The 16,026-nt window shown below is 39.5% G+C and carries 19 protein-coding genes and 1 pseudogene; 15 read left to right on the plus strand and 5 right to left on the minus strand.

Going from position 1 to position 16,026, the window contains the following annotated elements; all coding sequences use genetic code 11:
* Positions 1-99 precede the first annotated feature (99 nt).
* The 3 genes from ALFOR1_RS00790 to ALFOR1_RS00800 form a co-directional block, all read right to left on the minus strand.
* Positions 100-759 (minus strand): endonuclease, encoded by a 660-nt coding sequence (locus ALFOR1_RS00790; RefSeq protein ID WP_104641760.1) that lies wholly within the window; start codon positions 757-759, stop codon positions 100-102.
* Positions 760-815: 56 nt separating this feature from the next.
* Positions 816-1,517: a hypothetical protein gene (locus tag ALFOR1_RS00795; protein ID WP_104641761.1), complete on the minus strand. Its 702-nt coding sequence runs from the start codon at positions 1,515-1,517 to the stop codon at positions 816-818.
* Positions 1,518-1,647: 130 nt separating this feature from the next.
* The gene (locus tag ALFOR1_RS00800; RefSeq protein WP_058547957.1) at positions 1,648-1,899 is read right to left on the minus strand and encodes a DUF7218 family protein; all 252 of its coding nucleotides are present in this window, start codon (positions 1,897-1,899) and stop codon (positions 1,648-1,650) included.
* A gap of 231 nt (positions 1,900-2,130) precedes the next feature.
* On the opposite strand from ALFOR1_RS00800, the gene ALFOR1_RS00805 reads away from it, so the two are divergent.
* On the plus strand, positions 2,131-2,511 hold the full coding sequence (locus ALFOR1_RS00805) for a hypothetical protein (protein ID WP_058547956.1): 381 nt from the start codon (positions 2,131-2,133) through the stop codon (positions 2,509-2,511).
* Positions 2,512-2,521: 10 nt separating this feature from the next.
* On the opposite strand, the gene ALFOR1_RS00810 is transcribed toward ALFOR1_RS00805, so the two are convergent.
* The gene (locus tag ALFOR1_RS00810) at positions 2,522-2,962 is read right to left on the minus strand and encodes a PaaI family thioesterase (protein WP_104641762.1); all 441 of its coding nucleotides are present in this window, start codon (positions 2,960-2,962) and stop codon (positions 2,522-2,524) included.
* 177 nt (positions 2,963-3,139) lie between these two features.
* On the opposite strand from ALFOR1_RS00810, the gene lexA reads away from it, so the two are divergent.
* From lexA to ALFOR1_RS00835, 5 genes are all read left to right on the plus strand, one after another.
* Positions 3,140-3,757 (plus strand): transcriptional repressor LexA, encoded by a 618-nt coding sequence (lexA, locus tag ALFOR1_RS00815; protein WP_058547954.1) that lies wholly within the window; start codon positions 3,140-3,142, stop codon positions 3,755-3,757.
* A gap of 479 nt (positions 3,758-4,236) precedes the next feature.
* A complete protein-coding gene (gene coxB / locus ALFOR1_RS00820) occupies positions 4,237-5,379 on the plus strand; it encodes a cytochrome c oxidase subunit II (RefSeq protein WP_104641764.1) in 1,143 nt (380 codons plus the stop codon).
* Positions 5,379-6,971, plus strand: a complete 1,593-nt coding sequence (ctaD, locus tag ALFOR1_RS00825) for a cytochrome c oxidase subunit I (RefSeq protein WP_104641765.1) — start codon at positions 5,379-5,381, stop codon at positions 6,969-6,971. Before coxB ends, ctaD begins: the two co-directional genes overlap by 1 nt.
* Positions 6,971-7,501 (plus strand): cytochrome c oxidase assembly protein, encoded by a 531-nt coding sequence (locus ALFOR1_RS00830; protein ID WP_104641766.1) that lies wholly within the window; start codon positions 6,971-6,973, stop codon positions 7,499-7,501. The genes ctaD and ALFOR1_RS00830 overlap by 1 nt, the downstream gene beginning before the upstream one ends.
* Positions 7,502-7,536: 35 nt before the next feature.
* Positions 7,537-8,415: a cytochrome c oxidase subunit 3 gene (locus ALFOR1_RS00835; protein WP_058547949.1), complete on the plus strand. Its 879-nt coding sequence runs from the start codon at positions 7,537-7,539 to the stop codon at positions 8,413-8,415.
* Here the strand turns inward: ALFOR1_RS00835 and ALFOR1_RS20645 are convergent.
* Positions 8,318-8,686, minus strand: a complete 369-nt coding sequence (locus tag ALFOR1_RS20645) for a DUF2909 domain-containing protein (RefSeq protein ID WP_319593425.1) — start codon at positions 8,684-8,686, stop codon at positions 8,318-8,320. The genes ALFOR1_RS00835 and ALFOR1_RS20645 overlap by 98 nt on opposite strands.
* Between ALFOR1_RS20645 and ALFOR1_RS00845 the strand changes: the two genes are divergently transcribed.
* The 9 genes and pseudogenes from ALFOR1_RS00845 (at position 8,640) to ALFOR1_RS00885 (ending at position 15,980) form a co-directional block, all read left to right on the plus strand.
* Positions 8,640-9,374, plus strand: a complete 735-nt coding sequence (locus ALFOR1_RS00845) for an SURF1 family protein (RefSeq protein WP_104641767.1) — start codon at positions 8,640-8,642, stop codon at positions 9,372-9,374. The genes ALFOR1_RS20645 and ALFOR1_RS00845 overlap by 47 nt on opposite strands.
* Positions 9,364-9,858 carry a transmembrane cytochrome oxidase associated protein gene (locus ALFOR1_RS00850; RefSeq protein WP_104641768.1) on the plus strand — a complete coding sequence of 165 codons (495 nt, stop codon included), beginning with the start codon at positions 9,364-9,366 and terminating at the stop codon, positions 9,856-9,858. Before ALFOR1_RS00845 ends, ALFOR1_RS00850 begins: the two co-directional genes overlap by 11 nt.
* A gap of 30 nt (positions 9,859-9,888) precedes the next feature.
* Positions 9,889-10,878: a COX15/CtaA family protein gene (locus ALFOR1_RS00855; RefSeq protein WP_058547946.1), complete on the plus strand. Its 990-nt coding sequence runs from the start codon at positions 9,889-9,891 to the stop codon at positions 10,876-10,878.
* A 13-nt stretch (positions 10,879-10,891) separates the two neighbouring features.
* Positions 10,892-11,821, plus strand: coding sequence for a heme o synthase (gene cyoE, locus ALFOR1_RS00860; RefSeq protein ID WP_104641769.1), 930 nt, complete (start codon positions 10,892-10,894; stop codon positions 11,819-11,821).
* Positions 11,818-12,435, plus strand: coding sequence for an SCO family protein (locus tag ALFOR1_RS00865; protein ID WP_104641770.1), 618 nt, complete (start codon positions 11,818-11,820; stop codon positions 12,433-12,435). The genes cyoE and ALFOR1_RS00865 overlap by 4 nt, the downstream gene beginning before the upstream one ends.
* 315 nt (positions 12,436-12,750) lie before the next feature.
* Positions 12,751-13,023: an STAS domain-containing protein gene (locus ALFOR1_RS00870; RefSeq protein ID WP_104641771.1), complete on the plus strand. Its 273-nt coding sequence runs from the start codon at positions 12,751-12,753 to the stop codon at positions 13,021-13,023.
* A gap of 8 nt (positions 13,024-13,031) precedes the next feature.
* Positions 13,032-13,394 (plus strand): response regulator, encoded by a 363-nt coding sequence (locus tag ALFOR1_RS00875; RefSeq protein ID WP_058547942.1) that lies wholly within the window; start codon positions 13,032-13,034, stop codon positions 13,392-13,394.
* Positions 13,395-13,404: 10 nt separating this feature from the next.
* Positions 13,405-15,498 (plus strand): annotated as a pseudogene (locus ALFOR1_RS00880) (chemotaxis protein CheA).
* Positions 15,495-15,980 carry a chemotaxis protein CheW gene (locus ALFOR1_RS00885; protein WP_058547940.1) on the plus strand — a complete coding sequence of 162 codons (486 nt, stop codon included), beginning with the start codon at positions 15,495-15,497 and terminating at the stop codon, positions 15,978-15,980. The pseudogene ALFOR1_RS00880 and the gene ALFOR1_RS00885 overlap by 4 nt, the downstream one beginning before the upstream one ends.
* Positions 15,981-16,026 lie beyond the last annotated feature (46 nt).

Raw genomic sequence — 16,026 nt, forward strand, 5'->3', positions numbered from 1 at the left:
ACTTTTTGTAAATAAGTTGTTTAAAATACTACAACACCCGCCTATTTATTCAACGTATTTGGCCCTGATTTATGTAAATGAGTGTACAAACCAGGCTTTTTAGAGCTTGCTTGCGCTACTTTTATTAGCAAACGCTTGTCTTTGCCACGCATCAAATAGCTTTTGTTGTTTGTTTGATATTTTTAAACCGTATGTTTTTTTCATATAAGCGTAGGTGTCGGCAATGCGCTTACGGGCATAAAATGGTGGCTCTACTACGCGTTGTTTAAAGTTAACTTTTACTTCGCAGCGGCCATATTGTGTAGCGTTTTCGCTAAGCATACCAAAGCGATAGTTAGAGCGATCTGCGTTAATTTCGCCAATAGCGGGGGCTAAGTTGTTTATGTCGGCTTCCATTTTCCTAAATTTAGCACTGACCTTTCGGCAGTTTTTGCGTCCGCCGTCTTGCCAGCATTGTAGCTGGTGGCCAAACTCCCACGCGGGCACTATATGCTCCCATTCAATACGTAAAGCGCGCTGGTTTACTTTGCCTGAGCGGGTAAATGTATTACGAGGCACATAACCACAACCCGTTGGATCTGGCACTAGTTTTTTACCTTGTTTTTTAATGTCGCAGCCGCAGTAGAGGCTTTTGGCGTTATTAGGCAGGGTTTTAATTAAGTGTCTTTTAGCCGTTGAAAAACGGGTGAATTCTTCACTCGATGCCGAAAAACAAATACAACAAGCCACAAAGGCTAAAATAAATTTAAGCATATCCATCACATACGTGAACTACAGGAGGCGCTAGTTTAAAGCCTTGAAATTAAAATATAAACCTATTTAAAAATCCTTTTAAGCCTTAAGTTTTGCAAAAGTAGCAACATGCCGCATAAACAAAATAGCACGCTGGTGGCTGCAAAGCTGATTAGTAACGGGTTGTTAAAATCTTCTCGCTCGTCGTAATCCATTATGTGCAGCATCCAAAAAAAGTCGAATATACGCCATAGAGTGCTGCGAACAGTAATTACTTTGCCGTTAATCGCATTTAAATACAGCGTGGTATTAAAGGTGTCGTTAAATTGTACTTGCCACACATTTGTTTTGTATCCGACCTCTCGAGTACCTTGTTTTAAAAGCGTTGTACTAATTGGCTTAGCGTCGATGAGTAAATGAGCCTGCGCATTAGCGGTAATTTGTATTTTAGTGGGTGGTTCAAAAGGGCGACCCGTTAAACCATTAAAGCTTTGCTGTTCGGTATTATTGATAACAGTAATAAGGGGAGTAGTTAAAAAGTTTTCAAATATTATTTGAGTGGGGTTGGCCATTTGTGAAGTAATATCATCGAGTGATGCAGGGTAGTCTGCTTGTGTAAATGGGTTTGTAAGTGTGCGTTTAGCAAGGTGTTTGCCGTGCACATAGTCAAGTGGAATAGCGCTCATAACTAAGCCGCCTAAAAGCCAAGCTAAAACTTGTAAGGCAAGTAAATAGCCTAGCCACTTATGTAATTTGCGTGCACGCTTAAATATTTTTTTGCTCATATTTATCTTCTTATTATTTTTAGCGTTAGTTTATTATAGCTTCCCACGCTTTTGCTGCGGCATTTTGTCGCAGTTTTTCATAAGTTTATAAATATGAGGCTTTAATGACATCAATAGATTTTAGTTAATTTTAGCTTTCACGCAGGGCATTTATTAGCTCTTGTTTGTTCATTTTAGATCGCCCGCTAATACCCACCTCTTTTGCTTTGTCGTATAACTGTTTTTTTGTACGTTGCTCATACTGAGAGGCTTTGCCGCCTTTAACAGCTGTTTTATGGGTATTGCTATTGGCAATACGTGCTGCTTTTTGTTTACTCATGCCCTCATCGCGAAGTGCATCGTACTGATCGTCGTTTTTAATTTGTGGACCATGATCTACCATTTTAATGCTCCTTAAAAATCGTTACTTACACAGTGTGTGTATTAATTTCATTGTTTAATTGTAAAACTAAGCAATTAAGCCAGCTTAATTAAAACGAGCAAGTTAGGTGCCAAAAGCGTTAAAAAGTGCATTTATGAAGATAAAGCAAGGATTACTGCTTTGTTAATTTGGTATAAAAGTAAAACTGCGTTAAAGTTTGCGATGAAACTATAAGAGGGTAAAAAGCAGACAATGTCGGAAATTCAATTTTTAAATGTAGATCTAGAGCTTGAGTCTAAACATGATATTAGCGCCTTAGTGGCAGACTTAAAGAAAAACGCGACGGTTTTGCATTATGATAAAGACGAATATCGTCAACTTGCGCGTATTGAAGCCTCAGGTGAAATATCAACACCAGATAAAGCTATTAACCACTTGTGCGAGCTTATTGAGTCGTGTTCACGTAATGCGCTTAAACAATGGCTAAGCTGCTCGCGAAGAACGTTTGATATTGGCTTTGAATCGGGCACGTCACCTAAGTGCTTTAACCAAGCCCTACATGCAGACACACTGCTCCGTATATCTGCGATTGGTGCAGGTATGGAAATTACGATTTATCCTATCGAAAAATAAAAAGAAGTAATTACCTGCGCTCTACAACTGCTGCGGTCATTTTTGATACGCAGCATAGCTCATTGCGACTATTTGTTATTTTTATTTCCCACACAGAACTACGTTTACCTATATGGAAAGCCTTAGCGGTTGCAGTTAAAGTACCATTGCGAGACGCTTTTAAATGGCTTGCGCTAATTTCCTGCCCTACACAATAAAATTTTGTAAAGTCGACAACAAAATTAGCAGCATAGCTTGCTACTGTTTCAGCAAGTACTACATTTGCACCACCGTGAACCATACCCATAGGATTATGATGTTCAGGTATGGCAGGCATAGTGGCAACTAGGTAATCATCACTAATTTCTGTGACTTCAATACCCATGGTTTTCATTAATGTGCCTTGGCCGTCAATGCCTTCTTCTAACTGTTTGCAAAGCTCTAAAGTGATGGGTTGGTGCCAAATACTCATGATTACTCCTTTGAATTAAAACCAAGTTTATTGCATTTCATAAATGTGAATTTTATAAATGCCTAAAATGTACACACATGCTTTTAGTTTAGCTATTTTAAAGCACAATTTAAATTTGCGATTTTTATTTAACTGTATATACTCACAGTTAAATGTACTGTATGGAAAACCAGTTGTATGCGACCATTAACGAAACGCCAAGCTCAAATACTAGAACTCATTAAAGTTTTTATTAAAGACACTGGTATGCCTCCTACACGTGCCGAAATAGCGCAAACATTAGGTTTTAAAAGTGCTAATGCAGCAGAAGAGCACTTAAAAGCGCTTGCTAAAAAGGGTGTAATTAAGATGAAGCCAGGCGCCAGCCGTGGAATTCAATTAATTGAAGAAGAAGAGCCAGAGCAGTTAGGCCTACCACTTATAGGGCGTGTTGCTGCAGGTTCTCCTATTTTGGCGCAAGAACATGTTGAGAGCCACTGCAAAATAGACCCTTTGATGTTTAAACCTGCCGCCGATTTTTTACTTCGTGTAAATGGCATGAGTATGAAAGACATTGGTATTATGGATGGCGATTTACTGGCTGTACATCGCACTCAAACCGCTGAAAACGGACAAGTTGTGGTTGCACGAGTAGATGAAGATGTAACCGTAAAACGCCTAGAAAAAGCAGGCCGTAAAGTATTATTACACGCCGAAAACGAAGAGTTTACGCCAATAGAAGTAGACCTTGAAAATGAGTCTTTTAATATTGAAGGCTTAGCGGTAGGTGTAATCAGAAACGCCGATTGGATGTAATTTCTAGCATATATTAGATAGTAAATTTATAAATGCGCACTTTTTAGTGTGCATTTTTGTTTTAACAACCCACCTTTTAGCAATACTAAAGCAGACATAAAGTTATCTAAGCTGTAAACTTTTTTGCACTCGTACTTAACTCTTCTTTTATGTGATACACCCCCTATTTTTGCTCGTTTTTTGATTATTAAATTTGTATTTATGTTGGTGTAATTAAGGCTAATTTTAAAATACAACTTGTTTGTTTTTTATACTGAAACTTGCTTGTTGTATGTTTTTTAGCTAATTGTTAATTTGCTGGGCTAACAATAACTCACAGCTTTTAGTTTTGAGAACACACAATATACACAAAATCTTTGTTGGCACAGCAATACCAATTGAAACAAATAAGATTGGTTAAATAATAAAAATAACGAATAGGCGTTTAAGCCGTATGCCTCTTCGCTTTGCACTCGCAATAGCATCAAAGGAGCCGTCACATGGGTAAACTGACCTCTACCTTGTGGTTTGTATTGATTGTTTTTCCGCAGCATGTAATGGCAAATAGCCAATACAATATGCGCAAAGGCGTAACCGATATAAGCAATAATGTATATCAGCTACACATGACCATATTTTTAATATGTTGTGTGATTGGGGTGATAGTGTTCGCAATTATGTTTTGGGCACTTATTCATCACCGTAAATCTAAAGGGGCAGTACCTGCCCAATTTCATGAAAGTACTAAAGTAGAAATACTTTGGACTGCCATCCCATTTGTTATCTTAATTGCCATGGCAATCCCTGCCACTAAAACACTTATTGCAATGGAAGATGCCAGCAAAGCTGATTTAACCATTAAAATTACGGGTTCGCAGTGGAAGTGGCATTACGAATACATGGGTGAGGATGTCGCGTTTTACTCAATTTTATCTACCCCTCAAGATGAAATAGCCAACCTTGCAGATAAAAATCCAAATTATTTGCTTGAAGTTGATAAGCCATTAGTGCTGCCAATTAATCAAAAAGTACGTTTTTTAATGACCTCAGATGACGTTATTCACTCTTGGTGGGTACCTGACTTTGCTGTTAAAAAAGATGCAAACCCCGGCTTCATAAACGAAACATGGACCAACATTAACGAAGAAGGTATTTACCGAGGACAGTGCGCTGAGCTGTGCGGTAAAGATCATGGCTTTATGCCAGTGGTGGTTGAGGCAAAATCGCAGGAAGATTTTAATGCTTGGCTTGCTGATTCAAAACAAGCAAAGCAAAAAGCGGCATTAGCCGATGCAGCTCTGCTTGATCAAACGTTGCCTAAAGAAGAGTTAATGACTTTAGGCGAGCAAGTGTATATGGCAAGTTGCGCCGCGTGTCATCAGCCAACGGGCATGGGCTTACCGGGCGTATTTCCTGCACTTAAAGGCAGCCCCGTTGTGCTTGGTGATATAAAAGATCACATTGATATTGTGATCCATGGTCGCCCTGGTACTGCAATGCAAGCTTTTGCTAAACAACTATCAATAAAACAACTTGCGGCAGTCATTACCTACAAACGCAATGCGTGGGGTAACGATACGGGTGATGTAATTCAACCTAGTGAGATTCAGGCAGCACTTGATGCTGATGGGGAGGCGAACTAATGAGTAGCATAGTAGAACAATCTAACGCCAATGAAGCTCACCACGGTCATCATCCTGCAAAAGGCTTTAAGCGCTGGTTATATACAACCAATCATAAAGATATTGGCAGCTTATATTTAATTTTTTCGCTGACTATGTTTTTAATTGGCGGCGCTATGGCTATGGTCATTAGGGCCGAATTATTTCAACCTGGGTTACAGCTAATTGAGCCTCATTTTTTTAATCAAATGACCACTGTACATGGCTTGATTATGGTATTTGGTGCGGTTATGCCAGCCTTTACCGGCCTTGCTAACTGGATGGTGCCATTAATGATTGGTGCGCCAGATATGGCACTACCAAGAATGAATAACTGGAGCTTTTGGATATTACCCTTCGCATTTTTAATCCTGCTGGCTTCTTTATTTATGCCTGGCGGTGGGCCTGCATTCGGCTGGACTTTTTACGCTCCCCTTTCAACTACTTACAGTAACGATAATACTGCGTTGTTTGTATTTGCCGTTCATATTATGGGTATCAGCTCAATTATGGGGGCAATCAATGTAATTGTGACCATAGTTAATTTACGTGCTCCGGGTATGACATGGATGAAGCTTCCGTTATTCGTGTGGACATGGCTAATAACTGCATTTTTGTTAATTGCTGTTATGCCTGTACTTGCGGGAGCTGTGACCATGGTACTCACTGATAAATACTTTGCTACTAGCTTTTTCGATGCGGCCGGCGGTGGCGACCCGGTTATGTTTCAGCACATATTTTGGTTTTTTGGTCACCCTGAAGTATACATCATGATTTTGCCAGCTTTTGGCATTATATCGACCATAGTACCTACCTTTTCACGTAAAAAACTATTTGGTTATGCGTCCATGGTGTACGCCACCTCATCCATTGCGCTACTTAGTTTTATTGTATGGGCTCACCACATGTTTACCACAGGTATGCCGGTGGCTGGCGAATTATTTTTTATGTACGCAACGATGCTTATATCGGTGCCAACTGGAGTAAAAGTATTTAACTGGGTAGCGACCATGTGGAAAGGCTCAATTAGCTTTGAAGTCCCCATGCTATTTAGTATTGCCTTTATTGTGCTGTTTACCTTAGGAGGCTTTTCTGGGTTGATGTTAGCCATTACACCTGCTGATTTTCAGTATCACGATACGTACTTTGTGGTGGCGCATTTTCACTATGTATTAGTAACCGGGGCCATCTTTTCGATAATGGCGGGTGCTTATTACTGGCTGCCTAAATGGACCGGTAATATGTTTAATATTACCTTGGCTAAATGGCATTTTTGGCTATCGCTTGTCAGTGTAAATGTACTGTTTTTTCCTATGCATTTTGTAGGGCTTGCCGGTATGCCCAGGCGTATTCCAGATTATGCGCTGCAGTTTGCCGATTTTAACGCCATTATTAGTATTGGTGGGTTTGCATTTGGTTTATCGCAGCTTTTATTTGTGGCCGTGGTAATTAAGTGCGCCCGAGGTGGCGATAAAGTGCCTGCAAAAGTGTGGGATGGTGCCGAAGGTTTAGAGTGGGAAGTTGAATCGCCAGCGCCGTATCATACCTTTTCTACACCACCGGAAATTAAGTAATGACTCACGCGCCGCTACTTAAACGCTTAGTACTTATTTGCATAGGTATGTTTGCTTTTGCTTTTGCCTTAGTGCCCTTATACGACGTATTTTGCGATGTAACAGGGCTAAATGGTAAGCCATCGCTTGAGCAAGCAAAGCTAAGTACACAGGTTACTCAAAACCGAGAAATAGGGGTGAGTTTTACAACCCATGCGCAAAGTGGCGCGCCATTTGTTGTTAAGTCAAAAGAATACAGTGTTGCTGTTAAACCCGGTGCTATGCGTGAGGTAATGTTTAGCGCTAAAAATAACAGTAACCTCGATAAAGTAATGCAAGCTGTGCCCTCGGTTTCTCCCGGTAAAGCGGCTAAGTATTTACATAAAATTGCCTGTTTTTGCTTTGATCAGCAACCGCTAAAAGCAGGGGAGGAACTTGAGTTTAAACTACTTTTTTATGTCGATACCGCATTACCAACCGATATAGAAGAGCTAACTTTATCGTACACCGTATTTGATATTAGTGAGCAGCTAGTAGCGAGCAATAACTAGCCTGCATGTCTAGTGTAAAACTAGGAGCAAGTAACATGAATCAAGAATATGAAAATTACTACGTACCAGAGCAAAGCCCGTGGCCAATAGTGGGCGCTATTGCTTTATTTTTTATTGCGGTAGGTGCTGCATTAACGGTTATGAGTGCCTCAAAAGAAGGAGGTGGGAGCGGCGTTTACTTGCTATACGTTGGTATTGCCGTGCTTTTATACATGCTTTATAGCTGGTTTAAAAATGTAATTACTGAGTCCGATCAAGGCTTATATTCAGCGCAAATGGATCGTTCGTTCAGACAAGGTATGAGCTGGTTTATTTTTTCTGAAGTAATGTTTTTTATGGCCTTTTTTGGCGCTTTATTTTACGCCCGAATACTATCTGTGCCTTGGTTAGGTGGGGCTGGCAATAATGCGATGACTAACGAGGTTTTGTGGCCCACTTTTGAAGCGGTTTGGCCGCTAGTGACAACGCCAGCAGGGGATACAACTCAAGCTATGGGTTGGCAAGGCCTACCGCTTATTAATACGCTTATATTACTCGCTTCATCGGTTACTTTGCATTTTGCCCACGTAGCAATGGAAAACAATAAACGTACGACACTTAAAGTATTTCTAGGGGCAACTATTTTATTAGGTGTTTGCTTTTTGGCTTTGCAAGTTGAGGAGTATATACACGCCTATAACGATTTAAATTTAACGCTTGATGCCGGTGTTTACGGTAATACGTTCTTTTTATTGACTGGTTTTCATGGCATGCATGTAACCCTTGGCACTGTACTGTTGCTGGTTATTTTTTTACGAATATTAAAAGGGCACTTTACTAAAGATAAGCATTTTGCATTTCAAGCTGCTGCTTGGTACTGGCATTTTGTAGATGTGGTATGGCTATGTTTATTTGTATTTGTATATGTGCTGTAGCATTTATTGGGGAATTATTAGCTTTAATAAAGCCAAATTTAAGTGCGGCAATTACCATAATTAATACAACAACCGAAAATATCACGCGGCGGCCTAAAAAGTGAGACATAGGCCGTCCATTTGTTTTACCCGATACCATAATAAATAAAGCTCTAAATAAGTTAAAAAGTATAAACAATAACAACAGTACGATAATAATTTTAATAATCACTGGGTTGAACCTTATGCAGTTAGTTTTATGGCACAAACAAAAGCTTAGCTCAATAATCACACTTTGTATGGTGGCGGTTGTGGTACTTATTTGTGTGCGCTTAGGGTTTTGGCAGCTACAAAGAGCTGAGCAAAAACAGCAGCAGTTAACGGCTATTGAAAAATTGCAAACCCAAGGTGTTATGAGTTGGCAGCAACTTACTAATTTACCATCTAACTGGAATAAAACAGGGGTGTTGGTTGAATTAACTGGGGCATTTATTCAAGGGCAATATTGGCTGTTAGATAATCAAGTTTATAACGGGCAAGTCGGATACGACTTATTAATCTTGTTTAAACCAGCAGATGACTCCCACACTATTTTGGTAAACCTTGGCTGGGTTAAGGCTCCGTTATCTCGAAGTGAATTACCAAAAATAAAGCTTCCTACTAAGCGCTTTACATTAATTGCACAAATAAAAGAGAGCAACCTCAGTGGCTTTACGCTTGAACGCGAAGCTGCTCCCTCCAATATTAGAATTCAAAATATTGACCTTAATAAGCTAAGCCAAACCAGTCAGCAAAAACTCGTTAACTACATGGCTTATAGGCAAGGTGAAGGGGATGAATTAGCTACTCCTCATTATAAAGCTGTTGTTATGAGCCCGCAAAAACATCATGCCTACGCAGTACAGTGGTTTTTAATCGCCATTGCTTGTGTATTCGTGGCTGTTTTTGCAAGTAAAAAAAGGACACAAAATGAAAAATAAACCACTTTTATTATTTGTAATCTGCTGCGCCATACCACTAGCTCTAGCATATGGTGCACTTAAATTTGATTGGTTACCAACGGCGATAACAAATCATGGTGAGTTTTTAAAACAAGAAGTAAAGCTTACTAATTGGCAAAAAAACAGCCCCAAACAGTGGACGATTGCTCTAAATTACTCCGCAGAGTGTAACAGTGCATGTAATGAACAACTAAGTGCGCTAGATAATTTATATGTGGCATTGGGTAAAAACCAAGGCAAGGTCGATATGGCGGTGATGGGGATCGTTAATGATAAAAAACTGCCTTGGAAAATGATAAGCGGCCAACAAAATTTAAAGCCAGCCAGCTTGTATTTAATCGATCATATGGGGCTTGTAGTTCTTGAATATCCTTTTAAAACGCAGCCACAAGAAAACCGTTTAGTACAAAAAGGTTTATTAAAAGATCTAAAAAAATTACTTAATTATTCTCGTTCGAGCTAATTGCTAAGCTTACTTAAGTTGGAGTATTTAATGTATAAAAATTATAAAAACTATGTATTAATAACAGGCTTACTTGCTTTAGTTGTAGTGGCATTGGGTGCCTACACCCGACTAAGTGATGCAGGCCTTGGTTGCCCAGATTGGCCCGGCTGTTATGGTTTTTTAACCGTCCCAAAACATGAAGCTGATATAGCACTCGCTACTCAAAGCTACCCCGACATGATGTTTGAAACCGCAAAAGCGTGGAAAGAAATGATCCATCGTTATTTTGCAGGTGCCTTAGGTTTACTTATTTTAGGTTTGTTTATATTGGCCTTTTTAAAGCGCCAATATCCAACTACACCCGTTAAGTTGCCTCTGGCTTTACTTTTACTTGTAGTATTTCAGGCCGCACTTGGAATGTGGACTGTAACCATGAACTTACAGCCACTTATTGTGATGGGCCATTTATTAGGTGGCTTTAGTATTTTATCGCTAATTACACTTTTGTATTTACGCTTAACAGCCAAACCTATAATGGGTGGAGACAGCGGCGCAAAAAGGTATTTTAGCTTGAGTCTAGTCGCGCTAGGTGTGCTCATTATTCAAATAGCGCTTGGCGGTTGGCTTGCTGCAAATTATGCGGCACCGCATTGTAATGGTTTACCTTTGTGTAGCTACGCTCAACCATTTTCGCTCAGTAGTGTATTTCAGTTACCCCTTGAGCACAGTAATTACGAGTTTGGTGTGTTGTCGCAACAAGCGCGTATGTCTATACATTTATTGCATCGTATTTGGGCGCTTGTAACGTGTGTTGTTTTAGCTTTTATAATGTGGCGAATATACAGCCAAGCATACTCTCAAAAAATAAAAAATTGTGTGGTTAGCGTACTTGTTGCCTTACTTTGTCAGATAAGTTTAGGGCTTGCGGTGGTGCATTGGCACTTTCCGTTAGGGGTAGCACTGGCGCACAATTTAATGGCTGCCATACTATTATTAACAATGGTTAGGTTGTGTTACTACCTAAAGTCACGCACATAAAGGGGGAATTGTTATGGCACTTACAATTGATAAAAAAGCACTACAAGGCGAGAGCTCGCTACCTTTAATTAATCGTACTTATAATTTACTGCAAGATTACTTAGCTATCAGCAAATTTAAGGTTGTGGCTATGCTCGTATTAACAGCTTGGGTAGGCTTAGCGCTGGCTCCAGATGTAGGTAGAGGCATAGCTGTACAATTTACGAGTTTATTAGGTATTGGTTTACTATCTGCGGCAGCTGCGGTGATCAATCACGTTGTTGACAGCGAGATAGACTCAAAAATGGCGCGTACGCGTCATCGTCCTGTTGCTAAAGGGCGTTTGAGTAAGACCCACGCACTTAGTTTTGCAGCTGCTATTGGCGTAGCAGGTTTTATTATGCTGATGGTGTGGGCAAATACACTGACCGCAATACTGACTTTATTTGCATTGGTTGGCTATGCCTTTGTGTATACTTCATTTTTAAAACGTGCCACTCCGCAAAATATTGTTATTGGTGGTTTAGCGGGCGCTATGCCTCCGTTGCTTGGTTGGGTGTCTGAAACAGACCAAATGGCAGCCGCTCCATGGTTACTTGTAATGATTATTTTTACCTGGACACCACCGCACTTCTGGGCGCTTGCGATAGCCCGTAAAAGTGATTATGAACGAGCTAAAATACCCATGTTACCTGTTACTCACGGAATAGATTTTTGTAAAACATGTGTGGTTGCCTATTCTGTTTTACTGGCCGTTGTATGTGTATTACCTTACTTAATTGGTATGTCGGGATTAATATATTTAATTGGAGCTTGTGCATTAAATGCAGTATTCATATACAAAGCCGTTAAGTTAAAAATTGCCGGAAACGATGAAACTGCTATGGACTTATTTCGTTTTTCAATCATTCATTTAATGGTACTCTTTGTCGTATTATTTATAGATAAATGGCTCCCTTTATGATGCGATTAAAGCTCTGTTTTAGTATTGTTTTAATGCTATTTTTATCAGCCTGTTCAGATAAAAATAGCCCCCCTGATGTAGATGCGTTAGTTTACGAAACCGCAAAACCACTGTCGGACTTTAAGCTCAATAATCAAAATGGAGAGTTAGTTACTAAAGCGCAGTTTTTAGGGCAATGGAATTTAGTATTTTTAGGTTATACAAGTTGCCCCGATATTTGCCCATTGACCCTTGTGAAGCTAAACAATGTTTATAAAAATTTGCACAACGATTACCCGCTACAAATTTGGTTTATGTCGGTCGACCCTAAGCGAGATACAGCACAAAAACGAAAAGCTTATATAGATTATTTTAATCCTGACTTTTTAGCTGTATCAGGTCCCCATAAAGACCTATTTCCTTTAGTAAGGGAGCTTGGCTTAATTTACGCTATAAGCGATTCTAACGAATCAGAATATGCAGTTGATCATAGCGCATCTGTGGCACTGGTTGATCAAAACGGTGCTGTAAGAGCTATTTTTAAGCCTGAATTTAAACAAGGCAGCGTACCGTTAATCAATGCCTCACAATTAACAGAAGAGTTTATAAAAATAGCTGACGACTCTAAAAACTAGTTTTTAACTTTTAATGAATTTTAAAGGAGCTTTATGCTCCTTTTTTGTATTTTTAATGCATTTATACCAATCCGCAATAATACTTAATCATTTTGCGGGGCTAAACGTATCGCTATCTGCGTTAAAAAACTCTCATTTAGAACAACTAAATAGCGAATTTTTTGCCTACCTATCAACACGTTTTTCCACCCTCAAAATAGATCACTTAATTAAGCGAATTGGTATTATAATTTTTTTTTACCCTTTTATGGCAATTTCAATAACTAGGTCTAAGCTTTTGTTATGAATTGAATTGACAGGGAAAGTCCCAAAAAAATGCTAAAGCTACCCAGTGAACTTGCCATCACGCAAGTTGAGACTCTACATCAAGATTTACTCCAAGAACTCAATAGCAATGATGATATTTGCATTGACGTTAGTGATGTTAGATCTGCTGACACTGCTTCAATTCAACTTTTATGTTCCCTACAAAAACACCTGCAAACCATCCATCATAAAATAATTTGGGTTGGCAGCAGCGAAGCGTTAACGCATACCGTTAATCAACTCGGTTTAAGTCAATATTTAATACTCGAAAGTAAAGGTTAGAGGTTTATATGAAAAGAATTTTAGCGGTTGATGATTCTGCATCAATGCGTCAAATGGTGAGTTTTACCCTAAAAACAGCAGGGTTTGATGTAACCGAAGCAAAAGATGGTAGCGAAGCTTTAGCAATTGCAAAGCAGCAAGATTTTGATGCGGTAATATCCGATGTAAACATGCCTATTATGGACGGTATTACATTAATAAGAGAGCTGCGCACCTTACCTAATTATAAATTTACGCCATTGCTTATGCTCACAACAGAGTCTGGGCTTGATAAAAAAGTAGAGGGAAAAGCCGCAGGTGCTACAGGTTGGATTGTAAAACCTTTTAATCCTGATCAGTTGTTAGCGGTAATTAAAAAGGTTATTCGCTAGGGAGCGCAGTGTGAGCATAGATTTAAGTCAATTTTTTGAAGTTTTCTTTGAAGAGAGTTTTGAAGGCCTAGATACCATGGAGGCCGAGCTTTTAAATTTGGTGCCAGGTGAGGAAGACTTAGAAACTATAAACACGATTTTTAGAGCCGCACACTCAATAAAAGGCGGCAGTGGCACGTTTGGTTTTACCTCCGTTGCCGACTTTACTCACGTGCTTGAAACACTACTTGATCAAATACGCCAAGGGGAGCGTGAGCTAAGTACCGAGCATGTTAATTTACTTCTTAAAGCAGTTGACTGTTTACGAGGGTTGCTTGCTGCATTACAAAGCGAGCAAGAGCCTGATTTAAATGAAGCCAATGCATTACGCTTACAGTTTGAACAAGTGCTTGAAATAAATAGTGACGCAGAAGCATCTGTGCAACTAGCCGGTGCTAAAGATACCGGCAGTAATACTTACCAAATAGATTTTAAGCCGTACCAGCACCTTTTTAAAACCGGTAATGAGCCATTATTTATGATCAGCGAGCTGGCTGAGTTAGGCGAATTAGAAACACATGTATTTTATGATGAAGTACCCGATATAACAGAGTTGAGCAGCGATGAATGCTTCTTACATTGGCGCTTTTTTTTAAATACAGCCAAAGATAAAAAAGCAATAAATGAGATATTTGAGTGGGTAGAAGATGACGCAGATATAAGCATTGAGCTGTGCGGCGGCCTATTTACGAACGACTCCCAAAACAATGATGTTAAACATTCAGTTGTGAGCGATGAGTGTACTTTAAAAAATGAAGAGTCGAGCACTACTCAACCTGCAGCCACTCCAGCAAAGCCTAAGGCTCAAAGCAATGATAAAAAGCCTGTAACGACGCCTGAGTCAACCTCAATAAGAGTAGGAATCGATAAGGTTGATTCGCTAATAAATATGGTTGGTGAGCTGGTTATTACCCAAGCCATGCTTAATCAGCTAAGCGAGCAAGAAATAACACCCGCCACAATTACCTCACTTCAAGAAGGGCTCGCACAGCTTGCGCATAACACTCGCGACTTACAAGAAAACGTTATGCGAATTCGTATGTTGCCGATTAACTTTGTTTTTAGTCGTTTTCCTCGCTTGGTTCGCGATATTGCACAAAAGCTCAATAAGCAGGTCGAGCTTAAGCTTATAGGTGAGCAAACGGAACTTGATAAAACGGTCATGGAAAAAATATCAGATCCTATGGTTCACTTGGTTAGAAATTCACTCGATCACGGCCTGGAAACTGTTGAGCAAAGAGTTGCAGCGGGGAAAGATCCTGTGGGCACTGTTACTTTAAATGCGTTTCATTAAGGCGGTAACATCGTTATTGAAATTATGGATGATGGCCAAGGACTCAATACTAAAAAAATTAGGGAAAAAGCGATTGCTAATGAGCTAATTACAGCCGATAGCATTTTAAGTGATGATGAAGTAAACGAACTAATTTTTATGCCTGGTTTTTCAACGATGGATGAGGTGAGTGACTTATCTGGTCGTGGTGTAGGGATGGATGTTGTTAAACGAAATATTCAGTCTTTAAATGGCTCTGTTGAGGTTACCTCAGCCCCAGGCGTTGGCTCTACATTTACGATACGTTTACCCCTTACACTCGCTATTTTAGATGGGCAGCTCGTTAAAGTAGCTAAACATACTTACATTATTCCACTCATTTCTATTGTTGAATCACTGCAAATTGATATTACAAAAGTAAGCCGAGTAGGTAAAAACCTTGATGTACTAAGGCTGCGCGACGAATACATTCCAATTTTAAGATTATACGATATTTTTAATCATCAAAATGCCATTGAATCTTTAGATAAAACTCTCCTTGTTGTTGTTGAAACAGATAATCAAAAAGTGGGCTTACTTGTAGACGATTTACTCTCTCAGCAGCAAGTTGTTATTAAAAGCTTAGAGGCAAATTACCACAAGGTTGATGGTGTATCTGGCGCCACTATTTTAGGTGACGGGCGCGTGTCACTAATTGTAGATATAAGCGGTTTAATAAAGCTATCAGGCCTGAAAAAGCCAGGAAGCCAAGAGCTTATTATTGATCAGCATATAGCTGTGGAGGCTCAATGAACGCTGAAAAAAGCGAGCTAAATAATGCACTAAGCCTGCAGCAAGAGCAGGGAATCAAACAATTTTTAACCTTTATCATGGCCGATGAAGAATATGGCGTTGATATTTTAACTGTTCAAGAAATTCGTAGTTGGGAAGAAATAACCGAACTACCAAACTCTCCTGATTTTGTAAAAGGCGTAATTAATTTACGCGGCACAATAGTACCCATAATAGATTTACGGTTACGTTTTGGTCTTTCAAGTGCGGAATATGGCTCATTAACGGTTGTTATTGTTGTAAAAATTGAGTTTGAACAAGGCAGTAAAATTATGGGAATTGCGGTTGATGCGGTGTCTGATGTTTACAGCATTGCAGAGCAGGACGCAAAAGCAGTACCTAGTTTATCTGAGTCGAATAGCTGCGAGTACGTAGCTGGTTTGGTTAATGTGGGCGAGAAAATGATCGCATTAATCGATTTGCAAAAAACAATGAATATTTAGTTAGTTAAAACTAAATATAGTAATAAAAAATAACTTAAAGGTGGTG

The organism is Pseudoalteromonas carrageenovora IAM 12662 (assembly GCF_900239935.1).
GTDB lineage: Bacteria > Pseudomonadota > Gammaproteobacteria > Enterobacterales > Alteromonadaceae > Pseudoalteromonas > Pseudoalteromonas carrageenovora.